The organism is Allobosea sp. 2RAB26, assembly GCF_052115465.1.
GTDB lineage: Bacteria > Pseudomonadota > Alphaproteobacteria > Rhizobiales > Beijerinckiaceae > Allobosea.
In genome coordinates this window covers 216,896-239,546 of record NZ_JBFRGS010000003.1, presented here as the reverse complement: position 1 = coordinate 239,546, position 22,651 = coordinate 216,896, and the positions used below count along the sequence as shown (strand labels likewise).

General features: G+C 65.9%; 21 protein-coding genes. 11 read left to right on the top strand and 10 right to left on the bottom strand.

From position 1 onward, the window contains the following. Nucleotides 1–7: 7 nt before the first annotated feature. The 3 genes from AB4118_RS06855 to mscL all read right to left on the bottom strand — a co-directional run bounded on the left by AB4118_RS06855 (nucleotide 8) and on the right by mscL (nucleotide 2,923). Nucleotides 8–1,072 carry an AbrB family transcriptional regulator gene (locus AB4118_RS06855; protein WP_441489035.1) on the bottom strand — a complete coding sequence of 355 codons (1,065 nt, stop codon included), beginning with the start codon at nucleotides 1,070–1,072 and terminating at the stop codon, nucleotides 8–10. A 119-nt stretch (nucleotides 1,073–1,191) separates the two neighbouring features. Beyond that, nucleotides 1,192–2,382 (bottom strand): pyridoxal phosphate-dependent aminotransferase, encoded by a 1,191-nt coding sequence (locus AB4118_RS06850; RefSeq protein WP_441489034.1) that lies wholly within the window; start codon nucleotides 2,380–2,382, stop codon nucleotides 1,192–1,194. A gap of 121 nt (nucleotides 2,383–2,503) precedes the next feature. Then, complete coding sequence (gene mscL, locus AB4118_RS06845) at nucleotides 2,504–2,923, bottom strand: large conductance mechanosensitive channel protein MscL (protein WP_441489033.1); 420 nt, start codon at nucleotides 2,921–2,923, stop codon at nucleotides 2,504–2,506. Between the two features lie 328 nt (nucleotides 2,924–3,251). Here mscL and AB4118_RS06840 point away from each other — a divergent pair, with 328 nt between their 5' ends. After that, nucleotides 3,252–6,815 carry a hybrid sensor histidine kinase/response regulator gene (locus AB4118_RS06840; protein ID WP_441489230.1) on the top strand — a complete coding sequence of 1,188 codons (3,564 nt, stop codon included), beginning with the start codon at nucleotides 3,252–3,254 and terminating at the stop codon, nucleotides 6,813–6,815. 18 nt (nucleotides 6,816–6,833) lie between these two features. Here the strand turns inward: AB4118_RS06840 and AB4118_RS06835 are convergent, their stop codons facing one another. Beyond that, complete coding sequence (locus AB4118_RS06835) at nucleotides 6,834–7,394, bottom strand: thioesterase family protein (protein WP_441489032.1); 561 nt, start codon at nucleotides 7,392–7,394, stop codon at nucleotides 6,834–6,836. 121 nt (nucleotides 7,395–7,515) lie between these two features. Between AB4118_RS06835 and AB4118_RS06830 the strand changes: the two genes are divergently transcribed. The 5 genes from AB4118_RS06830 to AB4118_RS06810 all read left to right on the top strand — a co-directional run bounded on the left by AB4118_RS06830 (nucleotide 7,516) and on the right by AB4118_RS06810 (nucleotide 10,489). Then, on the top strand, nucleotides 7,516–8,028 hold the full coding sequence (locus AB4118_RS06830) for a tyrosine phosphatase family protein (RefSeq protein WP_441489229.1): 513 nt from the start codon (nucleotides 7,516–7,518) through the stop codon (nucleotides 8,026–8,028). A gap of 34 nt (nucleotides 8,029–8,062) precedes the next feature. Then, nucleotides 8,063–9,052, top strand: a complete 990-nt coding sequence (locus tag AB4118_RS06825; RefSeq protein WP_441489031.1) for an NUDIX hydrolase — start codon at nucleotides 8,063–8,065, stop codon at nucleotides 9,050–9,052. Between the two features lie 124 nt (nucleotides 9,053–9,176). Continuing rightward, nucleotides 9,177–9,641 carry an Lrp/AsnC family transcriptional regulator gene (locus AB4118_RS06820; RefSeq protein WP_441489030.1) on the top strand — a complete coding sequence of 155 codons (465 nt, stop codon included), beginning with the start codon at nucleotides 9,177–9,179 and terminating at the stop codon, nucleotides 9,639–9,641. 61 nt (nucleotides 9,642–9,702) lie between these two features. Further along, nucleotides 9,703–9,960, top strand: coding sequence for an exodeoxyribonuclease VII small subunit (locus AB4118_RS06815; protein WP_441489029.1), 258 nt, complete (start codon nucleotides 9,703–9,705; stop codon nucleotides 9,958–9,960). Nucleotides 9,961–10,111: 151 nt separating this feature from the next. Beyond that, complete coding sequence (locus AB4118_RS06810) at nucleotides 10,112–10,489, top strand: NAD(P)H-dependent oxidoreductase (protein ID WP_441489028.1); 378 nt, start codon at nucleotides 10,112–10,114, stop codon at nucleotides 10,487–10,489. A gap of 77 nt (nucleotides 10,490–10,566) precedes the next feature. Here the strand turns inward: AB4118_RS06810 and AB4118_RS06805 are convergent, their stop codons facing one another. Continuing rightward, entirely contained in the window at nucleotides 10,567–11,142 is a 576-nt protein-coding gene (locus AB4118_RS06805; RefSeq protein WP_441489228.1) for a biotin transporter BioY, read from the bottom strand. A gap of 119 nt (nucleotides 11,143–11,261) precedes the next feature. Further along, on the bottom strand, nucleotides 11,262–11,930 hold the full coding sequence (locus tag AB4118_RS06800; RefSeq protein ID WP_441489027.1) for a GntR family transcriptional regulator: 669 nt from the start codon (nucleotides 11,928–11,930) through the stop codon (nucleotides 11,262–11,264). Nucleotides 11,931–12,053: 123 nt separating this feature from the next. Between AB4118_RS06800 and AB4118_RS06795 the strand changes: the two genes are divergently transcribed. Continuing rightward, on the top strand, nucleotides 12,054–12,974 hold the full coding sequence (locus AB4118_RS06795; RefSeq protein ID WP_441489026.1) for a pirin family protein: 921 nt from the start codon (nucleotides 12,054–12,056) through the stop codon (nucleotides 12,972–12,974). A gap of 118 nt (nucleotides 12,975–13,092) precedes the next feature. On the opposite strand, the gene AB4118_RS06790 is transcribed toward AB4118_RS06795, so the two are convergent. Beyond that, nucleotides 13,093–14,334 (bottom strand): MFS transporter, encoded by a 1,242-nt coding sequence (locus tag AB4118_RS06790; RefSeq protein WP_441489025.1) that lies wholly within the window; start codon nucleotides 14,332–14,334, stop codon nucleotides 13,093–13,095. A gap of 163 nt (nucleotides 14,335–14,497) precedes the next feature. Here AB4118_RS06790 and dxs point away from each other — a divergent pair, with 163 nt between their 5' ends. Both dxs and AB4118_RS06780 read left to right on the top strand, forming a co-directional pair. Further along, nucleotides 14,498–16,408: a 1-deoxy-D-xylulose-5-phosphate synthase gene (gene dxs, locus AB4118_RS06785; protein WP_441489024.1), complete on the top strand. Its 1,911-nt coding sequence runs from the start codon at nucleotides 14,498–14,500 to the stop codon at nucleotides 16,406–16,408. Nucleotides 16,409–16,426: 18 nt separating this feature from the next. After that, complete coding sequence (locus AB4118_RS06780; RefSeq protein ID WP_441489023.1) at nucleotides 16,427–17,155, top strand: TlyA family RNA methyltransferase; 729 nt, start codon at nucleotides 16,427–16,429, stop codon at nucleotides 17,153–17,155. 213 nt (nucleotides 17,156–17,368) lie between these two features. On the opposite strand, the gene AB4118_RS06775 is transcribed toward AB4118_RS06780, so the two are convergent. Beyond that, on the bottom strand, nucleotides 17,369–17,854 hold the full coding sequence (locus AB4118_RS06775; RefSeq protein ID WP_441489022.1) for a hypothetical protein: 486 nt from the start codon (nucleotides 17,852–17,854) through the stop codon (nucleotides 17,369–17,371). A gap of 105 nt (nucleotides 17,855–17,959) precedes the next feature. Here AB4118_RS06775 and AB4118_RS06770 point away from each other — a divergent pair, with 105 nt between their 5' ends. Next, nucleotides 17,960–18,697, top strand: coding sequence for an SOS response-associated peptidase (locus AB4118_RS06770; protein ID WP_441489021.1), 738 nt, complete (start codon nucleotides 17,960–17,962; stop codon nucleotides 18,695–18,697). Nucleotides 18,698–18,738: 41 nt separating this feature from the next. Here the strand turns inward: AB4118_RS06770 and AB4118_RS06765 are convergent, their stop codons facing one another. Next, nucleotides 18,739–20,145: an FAD-binding oxidoreductase gene (locus AB4118_RS06765; RefSeq protein WP_441489020.1), complete on the bottom strand. Its 1,407-nt coding sequence runs from the start codon at nucleotides 20,143–20,145 to the stop codon at nucleotides 18,739–18,741. A 13-nt stretch (nucleotides 20,146–20,158) separates the two neighbouring features. Continuing rightward, nucleotides 20,159–21,412 carry a class I SAM-dependent RNA methyltransferase gene (locus AB4118_RS06760; protein WP_441489019.1) on the bottom strand — a complete coding sequence of 418 codons (1,254 nt, stop codon included), beginning with the start codon at nucleotides 21,410–21,412 and terminating at the stop codon, nucleotides 20,159–20,161. Nucleotides 21,413–21,604: 192 nt separating this feature from the next. Between AB4118_RS06760 and AB4118_RS06755 the strand changes: the two genes are divergently transcribed. Next, a complete protein-coding gene (locus AB4118_RS06755) occupies nucleotides 21,605–22,651 on the top strand; it encodes a cysteine synthase A (protein WP_441489018.1) in 1,047 nt (348 codons plus the stop codon).

Sequence of the window (22,651 nt, the reverse complement as noted above, 5' to 3'; positions counted from 1 at the left end):
ACCGCGCTCAACTCTGCGGCGGCTCCGACTTCATCCGGACCACCAGCAACGGCATGGCGAGGCCGAGCAGCATGAAGCGCGCAAGATGGTGCGCGCCGACATAGAGCGGATCGAGCCCCATGGCGAAGGCAAGCATCGCCATCGCCTCCAGCCCTCCCGGCGCAAAAGCGGCCATTGCGCTGGCATAGGGCACGCCCGCAAGCCAGGCGGCCGGCCAGGCGAAGGCGAAGGCGACCACCATCGAGACGAAGAAGCCGCCAATGGCGAGCGGGAACAGCCCGGCGATTTCGCCGCGCTTGAGGTTGGAGACGCGCCCGCCCATCGCCGCGCCCAGCATGACCATCACCACGGTCGCGATCTCGGGCGGGAGCGTGCCATGGACCACTCCGGTGCCATGCAGCACGGCACTGGCCATGGTTGCGCCCAGGATGAAGGGCGCGGTGACGCCGATGCGCTCGAAGACGAGCCCGGTGACCAGGGCCACACCAAGAACCAGCGCCATATCCGGCGCGCTGGCGACGATCACCGCCGGCATCTGACCGACGCTGCCATCGCTCAAGGCCCGCATCAGACTGGGCAGGATCGCGACCAGGACAAGGATGCGGAAGAGCTGGATCACCGCGATGCGGCCAAGATTGGCCCCCTTGGCATGGGCAACGGCGATGACCGCCGAGAGCGCGCCAGGCGCGGCGGCCAGCAGGGAATCAATCCAGGACCAGCGCGCGACGTAACGCAGATAGGCGCCGGTGGTGAGCATGATGGCCGCGAGCGCGACGAACAGGACCGCCAGCGAACCGGGATAGCGCGCCGTTGCCGCAAGCGCCTCGGGCGTCGCGGAGGAGCCGATCAGCACCCCCGACATCAGCATGGTCGCATCGAACCAGGGCTTGCGCAGATCGGGCAGGCGCTTGGCGACGCCGACGATCGAGACGATCAGCATCGAACCCGAGAGCCAGGCGGCCGGCACGTCGAACAGCGCGAAAATGGCGCCGCCGAGGGCGGCGCAGGCAATCACGGCCGCTTCACGCGACAATGTCTTGAGCCTGTAGGGGATGTAAGCCGGGCCGGTCATGTCACTCGGAGCAAGCGCCGAGGAGACACGACGCAGGGCCGATCAATGAACGCGGCGCGCAATCCGGTCAAACAAGGAGATGCTATCGCCGCGCAAGGCTGGGCTGCGCCCAGCGGGGCCTATGACGTCAGCGCCCTTTGCAGCCGCGCCACCGCCTCGACGAGGTCAGAGGATTTGCGCGCGAAGCAAAGCCGCAGGCCCGTCTCGCCTCCGGGGCCGAAAGCGGTGCCCGGCGCCAGGCCGACATTGGCCTCATCGACCAGTTCGATCGCCAGCGCGCGCGAATCCTCGCGGCCGTCGACACTGAAGAACTGGTAGAAGGCGCCATCCGGCGCGGTCAGCGAAACCCGGTTCGTCGCCTTCAGGCCTTCGAAGATGATCTTCCGGCCTTCGGTCGCACGCGCGATCTGCTCGGCGACGAAGGGCTCGCCCTCGGTGAGAGCGGCGATCGCGGCGCGCTGGACGAAGACCGGCGACCCCGAGGTCGAATACTGGATCAGGTTCTCGACCACCTGGCCGAAGGCGGCCGGCACCTCGATCCAGCCGATGCGCCAACCCGTCATGGCCCAGTTCTTCGAGAAGGTCTGGACGAAGAGGACGCGATCCTCCGCCTCCATCACGTCGTGGAAGGAGGCTGCGCGCGGCGCCCCGCCATAGACGAAGCGGCCATAGATCTCGTCGGCGATGATCCAGATACCGTGCTTGCGAGCCAGGGCAAGCAGCGCGGCCATCTCGTCCTTGGTCGCGGTCCAGCCGGTCGGGTTCGCCGGGGAGTTGATGACGAGCGCGCGCGTCTTCGGCGTGATCGCCGCGGCGAGCTTGTCGAGATCGAGCGTGAAGCGGCCGTGCTCCAGATCCATCGGCACGCAGACAGCCTTGGCTCCCGCCACGCCGATGGCCGCAGCGAAATTGGGCCAGGCCGGCGTCGGAATCACGAGTTCATCGCCAGGTCCGGCAATCATCCTGACGGCGATCTGAACGGACTGCATGCCCGAGCCCGTGACGAAGAAGCGGTCGGCGGAAAGCGGCTGACCGTAGAGCGCCGTGTGGTAACACGCGAGCGCCTCGCGCAGCTCCGGAATACCGCGCTGCCAGGTGTAGAAGGTCTCGCCATCAGCCAACGACTTGTTGGCGGCACGGACGATGAAATCGGGCGTCGAGAGATCGCCCTCGCCGACCCAGAGCGGGATCAGGCCAGGCTTCAGCCGGCCGTGATTGACCACCTCGACGATGCCGCTTTCGGGTGCATTACGGGCCTCTGGCCTCAACTCGGCAATCAGGCTGGCGCCCGGCAGCGTGCTCGTCGTCATCGGCTTCGACCTCGCAAGTTCAATGCCTCACCTTTAGCCGAAGCGGCGAGCGGGAGGCATGAAATCGCGAGATCGGGTTGATCGCTCGCGGTGATGAATTGCCCGCGAGCGGTGAGCGAAATCAGGCGTTCTTCTGCTTCAGCAGATCGCGGATTTCGCCGAGCAGCACGACGTCCTGCGGCGGGGCCGGCGGCTCGGCCGGAGCTGCCTTCTGGTCCCGCTTCACCCGGTTGATGCCCTTCACGACCAGGAACAAGGCAACGGCGATGATCAGGAAATTGATGGCTGCAGTGACGAAGCTGCCATAGGCGAACACGGCGCCCTGCTTCCTGGCCTCGGACAGGATCGGGCTGGTGACCGCGCTATTGAGGCCGAAGAAGTAATTGGAGAAATCGAGACCGCCCAGCGCGCCGAAGATCGGCATGATGATGTCGCTGACGAGAGAGTCGACGATCCTGCCAAAGGCCGCGCCGATGACCACGCCGATGGCGAGGTCCATGACGTTGCCCTTCATTGCAAATTCTTTGAATTCCTTCAGCATTGCCCTGCCCCTTCACCTCGGGATGATCGGCTTCACGCCTACCGGACGGCGTGCACGGATGTCGCAGGCTAATTGAGAGTTGCAGCGGTTAGAAGCCCGTCAGGGCGCCGACCTTTCGTCAGTGCACAGTCTTGGCCGGGGTTGAACGGACGATAGCACGCTGCCGCAGCGCAACGGCTGGGCAATAGCAGCCCGCGCCCAGCGGGAAATCTCCGGTCCAAGGCCTCGCGAGATCAAGAGCTTAGGCAGCGCCTCGGCCGAAAGCCGCATCGCGCTGGGCGCGCACATGCACTACGCTGCGCTGCTGCCGCTCTGGCATGGAGGCAAGATGATCCCGGCCTGGTCCGTCGTTCTGGTCGCGCTCGGCTATCTCTGCGTGCTGTTCGCCATCGCGCACGCTGCCGATACCTTCGGCCGCAAGCTGATGGGCGGGCCGGCGCGCACGACGATCTATGCGCTGGCGCTCGGCGTCTACTGCACCTCCTGGACCTTCTACGGCTCCGTCGGCTTCGCCAATCGCGCCGGCTTCGATTTCCTTGGCATCTATGTCGGGCCGATCCTGGTCATCGGCTTCGGCTATCGCTTCGTCACGCGTATCGTCGAGATCGCCAAGTCGCAGAACATCACCTCGATCGCGGATTTCGTCGGCGCGCGCTACGGCAAGAGCGAGCGGGTGGCCGCGCTCGTCTGTCTCGTCGCCGTGATCGGCGCACTGCCCTACATCGCCTTGCAGCTCAAGGCCGTCGCGAATTCGCTCTCGGTGTTCCTGACCGCAACCGGCGGCCAGGCGCTGACGCCGGATGTCCCGGTCCTCAGCGACCTCGCCTTCCTCGTCGCCATGGTGCTCGCCGGCTTCGCCTGTGCCTTCGGCACACGCCATATCGATGCAACCGAGCACCAGGACGGGCTGGTGCTGGCGATTGCGGCCGAGTCGCTGGTCAAGCTCGTGGCGTTTCTCGCGCTCGGGATCTTCGTCGCCTATGGCCTGTTCGATGGCTTCGGAGACCTCCTCGCCCGGGCGGCGAAGATGCCGGACGGGGCGCCTCCGATCTGGGAGCGGACCTCGAGCTGGCCGACCTTCCTGACGCTGACGCTGCTCTCGTCCTTCGCCGCGCTGCTGCTGGCGCGGCAATTCCACATGACGATCGTCGAGAACCGGGACCCGGGCGACGTCCGCCGCGCCGCCTGGATGTTTCCCCTCTATCTCGTCCTGATCAATCTCTTCGTGCTGCCGCTGGCGGCGGCGGGCGAATTGCTGATGCCGGGAAGCGGCATCGATCGCGACATGACCGTGCTGCTGCTGCCGCTGGAGCGGGGTGCAGGCTGGCTCGCGCTGTTCGTCTTCATCGGCGGGCTCTCCGCCGCGACCGCGATGGTGATCGTCGCCTCGGTCGCGCTCGCCATCATGATCTCGAACCATCTCGTCATGCCGCTGCTGGTGCGCGGCCGTGGCCTGCTGAGCGACCCGGACCGGGCCATCCCGAGATCGCTGCGTTCCGGCCCGACCGGCGGCGACCTCGGTTCGCAGGTCGTGATCATCCGGCGCTTCGCCATCCTCGCCGTGATCCTGATGGGCTACGCCTATTACCGGGCGGCAGGTGAAGCGGCACTGGTCTCGATCGGGCTCCTGTCCTTTGCGGCAACCGCACAGATCGCGCCGGCATTCTTCGGCGGATTGCTCTGGCGGCGCGGCACCGCGCTCGGCGCCGTCGCAGGCTTGACGACGGGCACGCTGACCTGGGCCTACACGCTGCTGGTCCCCAGCCTCGCATACCCCACCAGCGTCTGGAGCGAGATCGTGGCCAAGGGGCCGCTGGGCATCGCGTCATTGCGGCCGGAAGCCCTGCTCGGCCTCGATCTGCCGGCCCTGCCGCACGGCGTGTTGTGGAGCCTCGGCCTCAACCTTCTCTGTTATGTCGGCTTCTCCCTGCTGCGACCGGCCAATGCCATGGAGCGCCTGCAGGCCAACTCCTTCGTCACCTCCGATCGCGCAACGATGGCCCAGTCCTTCTCGCTCTGGCGGTCCAGCGTCACGGAGGCCGAGCTGCAATCGACCATCGGTCGCTACCTCGGCCAGGAGCGGACGCAGCGCGCATTCGAGGGCTTCTCCATCGGGCGTGGCGAGGTTGCCAGCAGCAGCAATCGCGAGGCCGACATCCACATGCTGCGCTTCGGCGAGCATCTGCTCTCGTCGGCCATCGGCGCGGCATCCTCACGGCTTGTGCTCTCCCTGCTGCTGCGCCGCCGGAACCTGTCGACGGAAGCCGCCTTCAAGCTGCTCGATGATGCTTCGGCAGCCCTGCAATATAATCGCGACATTCTGCAGCACGGGCTCGACCATGCCGGCCAGGGCATTACCGTGCTCGACCGGGACCTGCGGCTGCTCGCCTGGAACCAGGCCTTCATAGAGCTCTATGACCTGCCGCAGTCGCTGGTGCGGTTCGGCACCGGGCTCGACGAGATCGTCCGTTTCAATGCTGCCCGCGGCGCCTATGGCGATGGCGAGCAGGATGAGTTGATGGCCGCGCGGCTCGAGAGCTTTGTCAATGACCGCGAGCCAGTCCGGCTCAAGCTCTTTCCCTCGACCAAGGTCATCGAGATCCGCTCGAATCCGCTCCCCGATGGCGGCCTGGTGACGACCTATACCGACATCACCGAGACCGTCGCCGCGCATGAAGAGCTCGAGCGGACCAATGAAAGTCTCGAGCGACGCGTCGCCGAACGCACCGAGGAAATTCTCCACGTCAACGCCGAGCTTCAGCGCGCCAAGGCCGAAGCCGAGGAGGCGAATGCGTCCAAGACGCGCTTCCTGGCCGCCGCTAGCCACGACCTGCTGCAACCCCTCAATGCCGCGAGGCTCTATGCGACGGCACTGGTCGAGCGTGACCGGATCGCCACCAGCCCCGAACTCGCCGAGAATATCGATGCGTCGCTGGACGCGGTCGAGGAAATCCTGACGGCACTGCTGGAGATCTCGCGTCTCGACGGGGGCGCACTCAAGCCGGAACTGACCAGTTTCAGGCTCGACGAACTGATGCGCCAGCTCCAGCGCGAATTCGAGCCGAGCGCTCAGGAACGGGGGCTGCAGCTGGTGTTTTCGCCCAGTTCCGTCGCGCTGCGCTCGGACCGGCGCCTGCTGCGCCGGCTGCTGCAGAACCTGATATCGAACGCGATCAAATACACGCCGAACGGCAAGGTCCTGGTCGGCTGCCGCCGTCGCGGCAATCAGGTTTCGATCGAAGTGCTCGATACCGGCCTCGGTATTCCTGCCAGCAAGCAGAAGACGGTGTTTCGCGAGTTCCAGCGGCTCGATCAAGGGGCCAAGGTCGCCCGTGGCCTCGGGCTCGGGCTTTCAATCGTCGAACGCATCTCCCGCACGCTCGACCACAAGCTCACCCTGACCTCCACGCCAGGGCGCGGGACGCGGTTCTCGGTGATGGTGCCGCGAACGGCGCCGCTTCCGGCCATGGCGACCAGCAGCACCCCGCCCCCGACGCCTGCGGGGCAATTGGCCGGCCTCAAGCTCCTGGCGATCGACAACGAACCCACGATCCTCGATGGCATGAAGCGCCTGCTCGAAGGATGGGGCTGCGCCGTCGCGACAGCGCCCGGACTGGACGAAGCGCTTGCGCAGGTTCAGGCCCACGGCATGCCGGACGTGATCATCGCCGACTACCATCTCGACCATGGCGACGGGCTGAGCGCGATCGCGGCCTTGCGCGATCGTTCCGCCAGGCGCGTTCCCGCGATCCTGCTAACGGCCGATCGCTCGCCTCAAGTGCGGGAGGCGGCTGCCGCATTCGACGTCCATATCCTCAACAAGCCGCTGAAGCCCGGAGCACTCCGAGCCCTGCTTGCGCAATGGCGCGCGATGCGTCTTGCCGCTGAATAGCAGGGAGACCTGCCCCACTCAGCGCTCGGCGGCGCCGGCCTGGCGCATCGCCTCCTCCGAGGCGAGAAAAGCCGCGACCTCGGCGCTCTGCGGCGGGCTCTCGGCGCTGATTCCGATATCGGCGAGAATGCGGGTCACCGGCACGTAGCTCCTGGTCGCACGATCGTAGAGGGCAGCTCGCACCAGCGCCACGGCAGCGACGATCTCCGTGCCGTCGCGCCCCCGACTGAGAATGCGATGCTGCATCACCAGCCAGTTCTCGGTCCAGCACAGGATCCGCGTCTCCAGCGCGAAGGGGCGGAACAGGCGCAATTCACGCCTGAAACGAATCATCCCGGCATTGACCACCGGCACCCAGCCCTCACGCAGCACCGTGCGCCAGAGCCCGGTACGCAGCATCAGGTCGGTACGCCCGAGATCCATGAGACTCCAGTAGCGGCCATTGTTCATGTGCAGGCTGGTGTCGAGATCGTGAAACCAGACACGGAACGGCAGGACCGACATGTCGAAAGGTGGCTTCAGCCTGGATCGGAAGGGCGTGGTGACAAGAAGCCAGAGCAGGCGCAGCCAGAGGTTCATGCAGGCTCCTGTGGAGTGTCGCCGTCAGACGGCGCGCCCCGTTCCCGATGTCGCGATGATTGGCCATATCATCGTCACCGACTCGCGCCACTCTTTCGCACGTCCTGCAGCGGAACTCGCCATGCCGACACTCCATGTTTCGTCCCTCGCCCGGCTTCACGAGACGGTCGCATCGGTCGGTGCCAGCCATGTCGTGACCTTGATCAACGTCAACACGGTCGTGGAACGCCCGGCCGGCATTCTGCCCGAGCGGCATCTCTTCATCGGCATGTCGGACATCACGGCGCCGCTGGACGGGCATGTCCTGCCCGACGAGGACCATGTCCAGCGCTTCCTGAGCTTCATCCGCGACTGGGACCGGGCCGCGCCGATCGTCTTTCACTGCTGGGCGGGCATCAGCCGCTCGACCGCGGCGGCCTACATCGCGACCTGCGCCCTGCGGCCCCAGCGTGACGAGGCGGAGATTGCGCTTGCGCTGCGCAGCGCATCTGCCTCGGCCACGCCCAACGCCCGGCTCGTCTCGATCGCAGACCAGATCCTCGGACGCTCCGGTCGCATGACCACCGCGATCGAGAGCATCGGCCGGGGCGCGGACGCGTTCGAAGGCACTCCGTTCCGCATCGATCTCGATTGAGGCGGCGCCGGCCTTGCTGCATCGTGGTGGTGACATGCCCAAAGTCACACCCCCCGCCATCGAGATCGGCCTCGCGGCAGCGATCGTCGCCTTCACCGGCAACCAGCCGCATATCCTGACGGCGCAGGTTCACGACGGAGACGCCACGCCGGGGCTCCCCTACGGCCCGTTCGACCCGCTGGCGCATCGCACCTTCGAAATCGGCCTGCGCTCCTGGGTTGCGGACCAGACCGAACTGTCGCTCGGCTATGTCGAACAGCTCTACACGTTCGGGGATCGCGGGCGGCAGGCGGAGATCCGCGACACCGGCCCCCATGTCGTCTCGGTCGGCTATCTCGCGTTGACGCGCGCGCCATCCCTTCCGGAGCAGGTCGCATTCCAGCCCTGGTATGGCTTCTTTCCCTGGGAGGACTGGCGCGCCGGCCGCCCGGCCGTACTCGACACGACCATCCTGCCCCAGCTCGACGATTGGGCGCAGGACAAGGCGGCCGAACGCGCGGAGCAGGAGAGGCGCGCCCTGTCGCGCCAACAGCGCATCGCAAGTTGCTTCGGACTCGGTGGCGTGCCCTGGGACGAGGAGAAGACGCTCGAGCGCTACGAACTGCTCTACGATGCCGGGCTCGCCTATGAGGCGCTGCGCGACCGGCGCCCCGATGCACTGCCGCGCTCCCCCAGTCCCCTGCTGGGCCGGCCGATGCGCTTCGACCATCGCCGCATCCTCGCGACCGCGATCGGCCGGCTGCGCGCCAAGCTCAAATACCGCCCGGTCGTATTCGAGCTGATGCCGGACGCCTTCACCCTTACCGCGCTGCAGAACACGGTCGAGGCGATCTCGGGCCGGCACCTGCACAAGCAGAACTTTCGGCGGCTGGTCGAAAGCGCAGCGCTGGTGGAGCCGACTGGCACGATGACCCGCACCGCCGGGCGCCCCGCCGCGCTCTTCCGCTATCGCCGAGAAGTCATTGCCGAGAGGCCGGCTCCGGGCCTGCGCGTCGGCGGGCGCAACCTCGGAGGGGAGCGGTAGTTTTGTGCGGGATGCGAAGGGAGTTGTCGTGCATATCAGCGCGACGGCCGAGAAACTGAGCAGAAAATTGCTTGCTTCTTACGAAATTTGCGACAATGCATCGCCCTCAAGAGGGGCCAAAGCCATGACGATCGAACTCGATTCCCGCGACCGGACCATTCTGCGCATCCTGCAGACCGATGGGCGGATCACCAATTCGGACCTCGCCGAAAGGGTTCACCTCTCCCCGTCCGCCTGTCTGCGCCGCGTCCGGCAATTGGAAGAAAGCGGGCTGATCCGCGGCTATGCGATGATGCTCGACGACAAGATCGCCGGCTTCCCCGGCACGGCCTTCGTCTTCGTTACGCTGGACCAGCAGGGGCGTGCCTCGCTTGAAGGGTTCGAGCAGGCGGTGCAGAATCTGCCCGAAATCCTGGAATGCCATCTGCTGGCTGGCGCGCACGACTATCTGATGCGGGTCATCTATCGCGACAGCGCTGATTTCGAGCGCATCCACACCGACATCATTACCCAGCTGCCGGGCGTCACGCGTGTGCAATCGACGCTGACGCTGCGCACGATCAAGAAGACCTCCGCATTGCCGGTCTGATGCAGGGTTGCAGCGAACAGGGCCAGAGCCGATAAGAGTGGCCCAACGGGAATCGCCGATCTTGACCGACGCCAAAACCAATTCCGATATCGCCGCCCTGCCCTTCGAAGAGGCGCTGAAGCAGCTCGAGAGCATCGTTGCCCGGCTCGAGCGCGGCGACGTTCCACTCGAGGAATCGATCGACATCTACACCCGCGGTGAAGCGCTCAAGGCACGCTGCGACGCCCTGCTGAAGCAGGCCGAGGCCCGTATCGAAAAGATCACGCTCGGCGCCGACGGCAAACCGGCCGGCACGACGCCGCTGGACGTCGACAAGTAAGCCGGCGCGGCGCACGGGCTAGAGCATCGGCCCGAAAAGTGGATTGCGGTTTTCGGGAAAACCTATGCAAAGACAAAGAGTTAGATCATCGGACTGGATACGATATCCGGCCCGATGATTTAGGCGGAGAGCAGCGCCTCGATAAGCCCGGATGTTCTACCTGGCCTACCAGGACGAAGGGCGCCTGCTCGCCGGCAAGCCGGTCCTGATCGCCGCGACCGCCGGCAATGTTGCGGAGGCCTATACGCCTGCGGGCCAGAACCGCTTTTCGCTTCGCGAGCTTCTCCGCCCCCTGGAAGCGACGGCCCATCGCTGCGGCCTCGCCTGGCAGGAACCCTTTCTGATCTACGAGACACGCAAGGCCGACACTGAGGCGCTGCAGCTCGCCGGAGAGCACTATGCCGGCCGGATCAGCCGCCTTCCGCGGCCCGTCCCGGAACCAGTGCGGGAACCGATCCAGGCCCTGCACGCCGCCAATGCCGGCCTCCGGCTGCTGGCCGGAACCAGCCTCGCGAGGACGACAGGTTAGCTGCGACCTGCACGGCCTTGGATACGGCAGAGCTGCCGCGCGCCGGAAGCCGGAGCGCGGCACACACGCCCGCAGGCTTAGCCTGCCTGTTCCGAGCGGCTGGACACCTTCAGGATCGCAGCTCCCAAGGCGGATTTCAGGACGGCCCCCACCATGAAGGGGACGACGCCAAGGAGCAGCGCGCGCTCGACGCCGATCAGGGTCGCAAGCCATGCTGCGCCGATCACCAGGCAGAGAGCATTGCCGAGCAGCATCGCGGCAAACGACCACACGAGCCTGCTCCCGCCCCAGCCGCGTTCGGCAAGCCAGCCGACCATGGCGGCCACGATCGGGAAGGAGAAGAGATAGCCGCCCGTCGGGCCCATGAAATGCGGCAGGCCGGACGCGCCGCCGGCGAGAACCGGCAGCCCGAGCGCCGCCTCGAACAGCCAGGCGAAGACAGTGACGGCACCAAGACGCCAGCCATAGAATGCGCCGATCAGCGTCACCGCCAGCGTCTGCATCGTGATCGGCACCGGAACCATCGGCACGCTGATTTGCGAGGCCAGAGCCAGGAGCAGGGTTCCGAACAGCACGGCGCCCACTTGCACGAGGACAGGGCGGCTGCTCAGGCGCAACGGGCTGCCTCCCGGCTGCGTCGGAGCATAGGTCATTTCGTTCATTGCGATCTCCATCAGTGATCAGATGCATATTATCTATAATTTATGAATCCGATCTATGATGGACTCCACATCGCGGCGAAGAATGCAAGCCCCCTGCCGCCATGCAGCTGTCATCCGACGATCGAAAAGGCCTCGCGCGTGCCACCGGAGGACGTGCGGACCGGCTTGGTCCCGATCCACTGGACATGCCGCGCAAGCGTCGCCGCCGCGGCCTCGATTTGTCCTTCGCGCAACGCGGAGAGGATAGCACGGTGGTCATGATCGGTGCGCGACTCCCATTCCGAACGCCAGGCAGCGAACAGGAACCGGGCGCTGGTCGCATGCAGATCATCGATCGCAGCCAGCAAACGCGGCATGGCGCAGGGAGCGAGGATCAGCTTGTGAAAGCGCCGGTTCGCATCCTCCCATGACCTCACATCCTGCGATTTGTCGCCGGCACGCGTCGCTTCCTCAGCCTGTTCGAGAATCGCCCGGGTCAGATGTGGCGCGGCATGGCGCAGCGCCAGCACCTCCAGCGCCGCCCGCATTTCCGCGACCTCGCGGACCTCCCGCAGATCGAAAGCGGCAACCCGCACGCCCCGGCGCGGCTCGCTGACGGCCAGCCCCTGCGCTTCCAGCCTTTGAAAGGCCTCGCGCACCGGCACATGGCTGGCGCCGAACTCGGCCGCGACATGGTCCTGGCGCAAGCGGGTGCCGGGCTCGATCGCTCCAGAAATGATCCGGTCGGCCAGAGCGCGGCTGATCCGGATGGCGAGCGTGTCTTTCTGTTCGCTGGTCATTTTTTATAGATAATTTTGTTGTGATCTCCTGTCGAGCGCTTCGGATTCCCGGCGCATACCGATGCCGCTTGCCCCGTGGCGGCGTTGCGGCCAGACTCACCGTCAGATCCTGGGAGATCCCTCATGTCGCATCAGCCCGCCGATGACCCGATCCTGGGTGATGCCCGCTCCTGCCAGGCGATCGAGCAGGTCATCGTGCCGCGCGCTCATGACCTCGGCGGGTTTTCGGTCAGGCGCGCCCTGCCCTCGATCGGCCGGAAGATGGTCGGACCGTTCATTTTCTTCGACCAGATGGGCCCCGCCGAATTCCTGCTCGGCGAGGGTATCGATGTGCGCCCGCACCCGCATATCGGGCTGGCGACCGTGACCTATCTCTTCGACGGCGAGATCATGCATCGCGACTCGCTCGGCACGGCGCTGCCCATTCGCCCCGGTGCGGTCAACCTGATGACGGCGGGACGCGGCATCGTTCACTCCGAACGCACTGCGCCAGAAGAGCGTCTCAAGGCGCCGAAGCTCTATGGCATCCAGACCTGGCTCGCCTTGCCGAAGAGCCATGAGGAGGTCGCGCCGGAATTCATCCATCACGCTGCGCCCGAACTGCCGCGCATCGTCGAAGGCGGCAAGCGCATCAGCCTGATCATGGGCTCGGCCTACGGCCAGACCTCGCCGGTGAGATTCCCCTGGGATACGCTCTATGCCGAGGCGGTGCTGGCACCCGGCGCCATCCTGCCGCTTGACCCCGATTACGACGAGCGCGCGGTCTATATCGTCTCCGGCAAGATCGACATTGCCGGAGAGGAGTTCGGCGCCGGGCAATTGCTCGTCTTCAAGCCGGGCGACCGCATCTCGATCCTCGCGATCGACCAGAGCCGGCTGATGCTGGTCGGCGGCGAACCGATGGATGGCCCGCGCCATATCTGGTGGAATTTCGTCTCCTCCTCGAAGGAGCGCATCGACCAGGCGAAGGAGGAATGGAAAGCCGGCCGCTTCGACACCGTTCCCGGCGACGAAGCCGAGTTCATTCCCTTGCCGGAGAGCTGAGGGCAGTCCCGCGCAGCTCAGGGCTGCACGCTTGCTGGCCTGAGCCTGCGGGCCGTGCGTGTCCAGATCCGTGGGAAACGATGAAGTCGTCGGACACACAGCCATTCGAAGCCTGCCATTATCCGGCCTGCAATCCTGACCGCAACTCGGCCGAAGAGAGTTCGCCCGAAGGAATCGCCCTCAGCGCCGGCATGCGGGAGGCCAGGATCGCGGCGACCGAGAGCGCGAAGAGGATGACGGGGAGCCAGATCGCCAGCTCAAGCCCGAGCCACTCGCCAGCAAGCCCCCCCGCAATCGCGCCTAACGGACGCATGCCATACATCGCCGTCGTCAGCGTGGCACTGACGCGACCGAGCAAAGCCGGCGGAGTCACCGCCTGGCGCAGACTGGTCTGAATGATGCCCCAGAGAATCGGTCCGAAGCCGAAGAGGAAGAAGGCGAGCGCCAGCGCCGCAAGGCCGAGCGTCGCCGGAGCGATGGCCAGCAGCAGCGCGCCGAGGAGCGATGAAGCTGGGCCGAACACGAGAAGCAGCCCGGTTGGCAGGCGCGCGATCAGTGCGGCGCCGAAGAACGCGCCAAGGATCAGGCCGGCACCATAGACCGACGAGGAGAGACCGATCGTCTCCGGGGCGAGCAGCAGAATGCGCGCGGCATAGGGTGCGAACAGCGCCATGAAGGCGAAGAAGGCAAGGTTCCACGCGATGGCGCAGAGCGCGATCGGCCTGAGATAGGGATGTTGCAGGACGAAGGCGCCGCCTTCCGCAATGGCCCGGTGCAACGGCTGGCGTGCGGCTGTCACCGGCCGCTCAGACGGCAGGCGCATGGCAAGCGCCAGGACCACGATTCCACATAGGGCACACAGCGCCAGCCCGAGCGCGCCGATGCCTCTTGCGACAGCCCAGCCGGCGAGCAGCGGCGCGGCCAGGCTCAGCACCGCACGGCCGAGTTCCATCCGACCATTGGCACGCGGCAGATCCCTAACCGCCACCATGCGCGGCAAGAGCACGAAAATGGACAATGCGATGACAACCGGGCCGGTCGCGGCAATGAAGGCCGAGAGGGCCAACGCCCAGTTCGTATGCCCTGAGATGAGCAGCGCCGCGCCGATCAGCGAGCCCGACAGCAACAACCCGCCTCCGGCGAGAATCAGTGAGCGGGGCGCAACCCGGTCCGCCCACACCCCCGCAGGCAGCGAGACGACGAGCCATGCCGCCGACTGAGCCGCGACAAGCAGGCCGACAAGCCGACTGCTGGCGCCAGCCTCCGTCGCTGCGAGCGTGATAGTGTCGAGCGCCAGCTTGTCGGCGAACTGCGCGACGATGCCGGCCAGGAGCAGGCCGAGGGGAAGGTGCGACGACATGGCGGGTTTCCGTCTTTGCGAGGTTGCCGCCAGCGTCCCACGCCGAGGACATCAGCCCCACCCGTTTCCTGTCTTCCGGCGCTGTGATGACCCGCCGGTTTGCCAGCGCCGCTCGCAGGCTTTATTCGAAGTCGATCACCTCGAAGGAACGTGTCGCTCAACCGTGCCCCGCCCTGCCACTCCACTTCTCGATCAAGTGTCCGATCCCGCCGCATTGCGTCGCCTGGACGATGTCCAGTTGCGTCAGCTCGCCGACGAACTTCGCGCCGAGACCATCGATGCCGTCTCGGTCACCGGCGGCCATCTCGGCGCTGGCCTCGGCGTGGTCGAGCTGACCGTCGCCCTGCACCACGTCTTCGACACCCCGGATGACCGCCTGATCTGGGATGTCGGCCATCAGGCCTATCCGCACAAGATCCTGACCGGCCGGCGCGACCGCATCCGGACCCTGCGCCAACCCGGAGGCCTCTCCGGCTTCACCAGGCGCAGCGAGAGCGAGTACGACCCCTTCGGCGCCGCTCATTCCTCGACCTCGATCTCGGCCGGGCTCGGCATGGCGGTCGCGCGCGATCTCGCCGGCAAGCCCAACAATGTCATCGCGGTGATCGGCGATGGAGCGATGTCGGCGGGCATGGCCTATGAGGCGATGAACAATGCCGGAGCGCTCGGCTCCAGGCTGATCGTCATTCTCAACGACAACGACATGTCGATCGCGCCGCCGGTGGGCGCGATGTCAGCCTATCTCGCGCGGCTGGTCTCTGGACGCACCTATCGCTCGCTCCGCGAGGTGGCAAAATATCTGGCGGAGAAGCTGCCCCGCTTCTTCCACGAGAAGGCCAGGCGCACCGAGGAGTTCGCGCGCGGCTTCTGGACCGGTGGAACGCTGTTCGAGGAGCTCGGCTTCTATTATGTCGGGCCGATCGACGGTCACAATCTCGACCACCTGCTTCCGGTGCTGCGCAATGTCCGCGATGCGCAGAGTGGGCCGATCCTCGTCCATGTCGTGACGCAGAAAGGCAAGGGCTATGCCCCTGCCGAGGCGAGCGCCGACAAGCACCACGCCGTGGTGAAGTTCGATCCCGTCACCGGGCAACAGGCCAAAGCTCCTGCGAATGCTCCGAGCTACACCAAGGTCTTCGCCAATGCGCTGATCAAGGCGGCGCGCGAGGACGAGAAGATCGTTGCCGTCACCGCCGCCATGCCCTCGGGCACCGGTCTCGATGCATTCGGCAAGGAATTTCCGGGCCGGACCTTCGATGTCGGCATTGCCGAGCAGCATGCGGTGACCTTTGCCGCCGGCCTGGCAAGCGAGGGCTACAAGCCGTTCTGCGCGATCTACTCGACCTTCCTGCAGCGCGCCTATGATCAGGTCGTGCATGATGTCTCCATCCAGAAGCTACCGGTGCGCTTCGCGCTCGACCGGGCCGGCCTTGTTGGCGCCGATGGCGCGACCCATGCCGGGGCCTTCGATGTGGCCTATCTCGCCTGCCTGCCCGACATGGTGGTGATGGCCGCAGCCGACGAGGCGGAACTGACCCATATGGTTGCGACCGCCGCCGCCTATGATTCCGGGCCGATCGCCTTCCGCTATCCGCGCGGCGAAGGCGTCGGCGTGGAGATGCCGCAAACCGGCATTCCGCTCGAGATCGGCAAGGGCCGGATCGTCCGCGAAGGGTCACGCGTGGCCATTCTGTCGCTGGGCACACGGCTTGCAGAGAGCCTTGCGGCCGCCGAGTTGCTCGCTCAGCGCGGGCTCTCGACCACGGTCGCCGACGCACGCTTCGCCAAGCCGCTGGACGAGGCGCTGATCCTGCGGCTCGCCCGCGAGCACGAGATCCTGATCACCGTCGAGGAAGGCTCGGTTGGCGGCTTCGGCAGCCATGTCCTTCACCTGCTGGCGAGAACCGGAATGCTCGACGGCGGGTTGAAGGTGCGAACACTGACATTGCCCGATCTCTATCAGGACCAGGACAAGCCGGATGTGATGTACGCGCTGGCCGGGCTCGACGCCGCAGGCATCGTGCGCAGCGTCGAGCAGGCGCTGGGCACGCCGGGCGCCGTGCGCCGCGCCTGAGCGCGGGCGGCTGAAATCATGAAGAGCCGGGCGGACCAGCTTCTCGTCGAGCGCGGCTTCTTCGAGAGCCGCGCACGGGCACAGGCGGCGATTGCTGCGGGCCTGGTCTCCGCCGGCGGCATCGCCGTGCGAAAAGCCTCTGAAATGATCGCGCGCGATGCCGAGATCCTGGCCGAGGCGCCGCATCCCTATGTCTCGCGCGGCGGGCTGAAACTGGCGGCCGCGCTCGATGCCTTCGGCTTCGATCCGGCCGGGCTGACCTGTGTCGATGTCGGCGCCTCCACCGGTGGCTTCACCGACGTCCTGCTCCGGCGGGGCGCGAGCCACGTGTTCGCCGTCGATGTCGGGCGGGACCAGCTTCATCCGAGCCTGAGAGGCCTTGCGCGCGTCACCAGCCTCGAAGCGCGCGATATCCGGGCGTTGGCGGCGGGAGAATTTGCCCCGGCTCCCGCGCTCGCCGTGATCGATGTCAGCTTCATCTCGCTGAGGCTTGTCCTGCCGACCGTTGCCGGCCTGTTGACGCCCGAGGCCCGGATCGCGGCGCTGATCAAGCCGCAATTTGAAGCCGGACGAGCGGCGCTCAAGAAGGGCGTGGTGCGCGATGAAGCCGTGCACGCCCAGGTCTGCGCGGAGATTTCGACGCTGTTCGCGGAACTGGGCTTCGCGGTCAGCGGCCCGATCCCCTCACCGATCGAGGGCGGCGACGGCAATCGCGAGTTTCTGATTGGCGGCTACCGGTCAGGTTAGATCAAACCGCAGATCACTTTTCGGGCCGATGTCTTCTGCGCACGCATCGGCTTTCCCGAAAACCGCAATCCACTTTTCGGGCCGATGTCTTCTGCGTACGCATCGGCTTTCCCGAAAACCGCAGACCACTTTTCGGGCCGATGCTTTCTGTGTTCGCATAGGTTTTCCCGAAAACCGCAATCCACTTTTCGGGCCGATGCTTAGGACGCTAACTCAGTTCGCGAACAGGGCATCGATATTGCTCTGCAGTGAGCGGACATCGAAGTCGTCGGTGTCGATCTGGCCGTTGACGTTGATGAAGAGCGTGGTGTGACCGATCAGACTGCGCAACGCTCCAGCTGCGACCTCGACGACTGCCGCGACGTCCTCGCCTTCATCCAGATCCCCGAGCAGCGCGGTCGCCGCAGCGATCAACTGGCTCATGGTGCGGCAGAGCTCTTCGAAAGCCTCGATCTGACGAGCGTCGAGCTGGTCGTAGGCAGCAAGCGCCTCCGGTGCGCAGCGCAGCCGCGAGGTCTGGAAATGCTCGCGATAGCCGACTGCCCGCCAGCTGCGGAGCTCGTCGATGATGCCGCGATCCATCGGCACCAATTCGATCAGCATCAGCGCTTCGCCATAGCGATTGAGATAGTCGGTCGAGAGCGGGGGCTTCCCGGTCGGACCCAGCCGTTCATCCGCGTCAACGGCCAGCGCTCTCATCGCGGGGGCGGTCATCCTCAGGCCTCTGAATTGGCGGGACTATGCTCGACCAAACCCGAATAAAGTGTTGATCCGAGCGGTAAGGCTTGGCACATCCAGCGCGACATGTGTGGTCGCTACGCCATTACCCTTCCGCCTCAGGCGATGCGCGAACACTTCGCCTATCCCGAGCAGCCCAATTTTCCGCCGCGCTACAACATCGCGCCGACGCAGCCCGTGCCTGTCATCCGCAATCATGAAGGCGGACGACAGTTCCTGCTGATGCGCTGGGGCTTCATTCCCGGCTGGGTCAAGGACACCAGGGACTTTCCGCTGGTGATCAATATCCGCAGCGAGAGCGCACGCGAGAAACCGTCCTTTCGCGCTGCTTTCAGCCGCAGGCGCTGCCTGATGCCGGTCGACGGCTTCTATGAATGGCATCGGCTCGACAAGGAGAGCCGCCCCTATCTGTTCCGCAAGCCGGATCACGGCCTCTTTGCCTTCGCCGCCCTGTGGGAGACCTGGCATTCGCAGGACGGCTCCGAGATCGACACGGTTGCGATGGTCACCGGTCCGGCCAACGGCCTGATGTCAGCCTTCCACCACCGCTGCCCCGTCATCCTCGCACCTGCGGATCACGCAGCCTGGCTCGATGCCAGCGCGCGCGACGACGATGTCGCAACGCTGCTGAAGCCTCCGGCGGAGGATTTGCTGGAAGCGGTCCGGATCGGGACCGCGGTGAACCGGGTCAGCAATGACGGGCCTGAAGTCCAGGCCCCCTATGACGCGGCAACGGAAAACCGGGCACCGCCCGCAAAGCCGCGCCGGCCGGTGGAGCCACCGGCGCAGGGGAGCCTGTTCTGAGCAGCGTGCCCGTCTGCAGCCAAGCCTGACGGGCTGTCGTCTTACAGCACGGCGCCGGGGTTCAGGATGCCCTGCGGGTCGAGCGTCGCCTTCAATGTCTTCATCAGCGCGAGTTCGACCGGATCCTTCACGCTCGGGAGCAAGTAGCGCTTGAGCCGGCCAATGCCGTGCTCGGCCGAGATCGAGCCATGCATCTCGGTGACGATGGCATGGACGGCGCGATTGATCTCATTCCAGCGCGCCAGGAAGGCCTCCTTGTCGGCCCCGACCGGCTGGCTGACATTGAAATGGATATTGCCGTCGCCAAGATGACCGAAGGGCACCGCGCGGCAGCCGGGGATCATCGCCTCGACCGTCGCAATGGCGCGAGCCAGGAAATCCGGCGTTGCGTGCAACGGCACGGAAATGTCGTGCTTGATCGAGCCGCCCTCGAAACGCTGCACCTCCGACAGCATCTCGCGCAGCTTCCAGAAATCCTTGCGCTGTTCCAGCGAGCCGGCCAGCGCGGCATCGGTGATCAGGCCGTTTTCCAGTGCCTCGCCCAGGAAGGATTCGACAGCCTCATTGAGACCGACCGCGCTTTGAGCCGAAACCTCCATCAGCACGTACCAGGGCGACGGCTCCGAAAGCGGGTCACGGGTGCCGGCCGCATGGCGCAGCACGAATTCAAGCCCGATGCGCGGCATGAGTTCGAAGGTCGTCAATGTGCCGCCCGCGCCGGCCTTGGCGGCGTTGAGCAAGGCCAGCGCCTCCGCCGGCCCCGGCAGCGCAAGGAAGGCCGTGGCGCGCGCCGCGGGAAGCGGGAAGAGCTTGAGCACCGCAGCGGTGATGACGCCGAGCGTTCCTTCGGCTCCGATGAAGAGGTTCTTCAGGTCGTAGCCGGTATTGTCCTTGCGGAGTTGCCTGAGCCCGTTCCAGATGCGGCCGTCAGCCAGCACAACCTCGAGCCCCATGCAGAGCTCACGAGCATTGCCATAAGCGATCACGGCGGTGCCACCGGCATTGGTCGAGAGATTGCCGCCAATGGTGCAAGTGCCCTCCGAGGCGAGCGAGAGCGGGAAGAGCCGTCCGGCCTCTTCAGCCGCCTCCTGCGCACGCTGGAGCGTAACCCCGGCCTCGACGATCATGGTGTCGCCTTCGGCATCGACGGCACGAACCTTGTCGAGCCGCTGCAGCGAGAGAATGATCTCACGCCCGTCGGCAACCGGGATCTGCCCCCCGACAAGCCCGGTATTCCCGCCCTGCGGCACCAGCGTCGTCCCGGTCTCGGCTGCAAGCCTGACGATCGCCGCGACCTCCTCGGTCGAGCCCGGCCGCACGACTGCCGTCGCCTGGCCGCGAAACAGATCCCGCCATTCCTTGAGATAGGGCAGCATCGCATCAGGCTCGGCGATGATGTTGCGCGCGCCGACGATGCCGGCCATCCGGTCCAGAACTTGAGCGCTCATAGGGTCTCCGGGGTCACTTCTTGCCTGAGCGCCGAAACCGGGCGACCAGCTCTATGTGAGCGGAATATCGGAACTGGTCGACCGGCGTGACACCGTCCAGCGCATATCCGCCCGCGACCAGAAGCGCCGCGTCGCGTGCGAAGCTCCCGGCATCGCAGGAGACATAGACGACGGTCGCGACCTTGGACGCGGCCAGCCGCTTCACCTGCGCCTCCGCGCCTGCGCGAGGCGGATCGAGCACCACCGCATCGAAGCCGTTCAGCTCGGACTCAAGCAGAGGCCGGCGAAAGAGATCGCGTTGCTCGCCCGTGACGGCCTTCAGCCCTTGCGTTGCGCTCGCGGCCCTGAGCAAAGCCTGCACGGCTGCCTTGTCGCTCTCCAGCGCATGAACCTGCGCCTTCTCCGCCAGCCGGAAGGTGAAAGGTCCGCATCCCGCGAAAAGATCCGCCACGCGCTTCACCTTCGGCAGCGCATCGACGACGAGCGCAGCGAGACGCTCCTCGCCTTCCGCCGTCGCCTGGAGAAAACCGCCGGGGCCGGGCGCAACATAGGCTCGCCCCATGGCCTGCAAAGGCGGGCGGCGCTCGACGATGACATCGCCATGCATGGCGAGCCGGGCGAGATCGAGCCGTTCGGCCACCTCAGTCAGGGTGAGGCGCAGCTTGCCTCCGGCAGGGCCGTGGCCGCGAATATCGACATCGAGCCCGGCCTCGGAGGTCGTAACCTGAAGGTCAAGCGGCTTGTTCGAGCCCCCCAGCCGGTTGGCGAGCAGCTGCGCGACGGCAGGAGCGCGCGCAAGGCCGGGAGCCAGAACCGGACAGGCCTCGACGGCAATGAGGTCATGACTGCGGGCCATCATGAAGCCGACCATCATGCCCGCGCCTTCGCGCCGGGCGTGGAAGGTCACACGGCGCCGACCCACTCCATGCGCATCGACCACCGCCGCTACCGGCGCATCGATCCCGACACGGGCGAGCGCGGTCACGATCTGCTGCCGCTTCCAGTCCTGATAGAGTGCCGGAGGCATATGCTGCGCCGCGCAGCCGCCGCAGCGGGTAAAGAGCGGGCAGATCGCCGCCACCCGCGATTCAGCGGGCGCCAGGATCTCGACGAGTTGCGCGCGGTCGCCATCGCGAACGACCCGCACCGTCTCCCCGGGCAGGGTATAGGGCACGAAGACCGCCCCTTGGGACGTCTCGGCAATGCCGTCGCCGCGCTGGCCGAGATGCGCGATCGTGAGGGTTTCGTTCATGGCGAGAATGGACATGCGGATTTACGTTTGTGACCTTCGGTTTAGGTTCGCCTATCAGGTTGAACCGAAAGAGGGAAATTCGGTCGCCCAATCCACGCAATTCGAAAAATTCTTCCCGTGAAACGAGAAGAAAATTCTCTATCTTGACGTGCAGCGCCGCTCCGGCCCGACCGGAGACGCGTCTCGGCCCGAGGAGCGATTTCCATCATGACGATCCGCAACGGTGTCATCGAAGCCATCGGCAATACGCCCCTGATCAAGCTCAAGCGTGCCTCGGAGATGACCGGTTGCACGATCCTGGGGAAGGCCGAGTTCATGAACCCGGGGCAATCCGTCAAGGACCGCGCCGCCCTCGCGATCATACGCGATGCCGAGGCGCGCGGCCTCCTGAAACCCGGCGGCGTGATCGTCGAAGGCACGGCCGGCAATACCGGCATCGGGCTTGCCCTCGTCGGCAATGCACTTGGGTATCGCTCGGTGATCGTGATCCCCGAGACGCAGTCGCAGGAAAAGAAGGACATGCTGCGGCTTGCCGGCGCGACGCTGGTCGAGGTGCCTGCGGTCGGCTACGCCAATCCCAATAATTACGTGAAGGTCTCGGGCCGTCTCGCCGAGGAACTGGCGAAGAGCGAGCCGAACGGCGCGATCTGGGCCAACCAGTTCGACAACATCGCCAATCGGCAGGGTCATATCGAGACGACCGGGCCGGAGATCTGGCGACAGACGGACGGCAAGGTCGACGGCTTCATCTGCGCGGTCGGCACCGGCGGCACGCTTGCTGGCGCCGCGATCGCGCTGAAGAGTTTCAACCCAAAGATCCGCATCGGCCTTGCCGATCCGATGGGGGCGGCCCTGCATTCCTGGTTCACGACCGGCGAATTGAAGGCGGAAGGCTCCTCGATCACAGAGGGCATCGGTCAGGGCCGGATCACCCGGAATATCGAGGGCGCTCCGATCGACGTCTCCTTCCAGATCCCTGACGAGGAGGCGATCCCGCTCGTCTTCGAACTGCTGGAACATGAAGGGCTTTGCCTCGGCGGTTCTTCCGGCATCAATGTCGCCGGCGCGATCAGGCTGGCAAAGGAGATGGGTCCGGGTCACACCATCGTGACCATCCTCGCCGATTACGGCACACGCTATCAGTCAAAGCTGTTCAATCCGGCATTCCTGCGCTCGAAGGGCCTGCCTGTTCCTGGCTGGCTGACGCGCGGCAGCGAGGGCCTGAAGGACGTGATGGCCCGCGTGCTGGCGTGA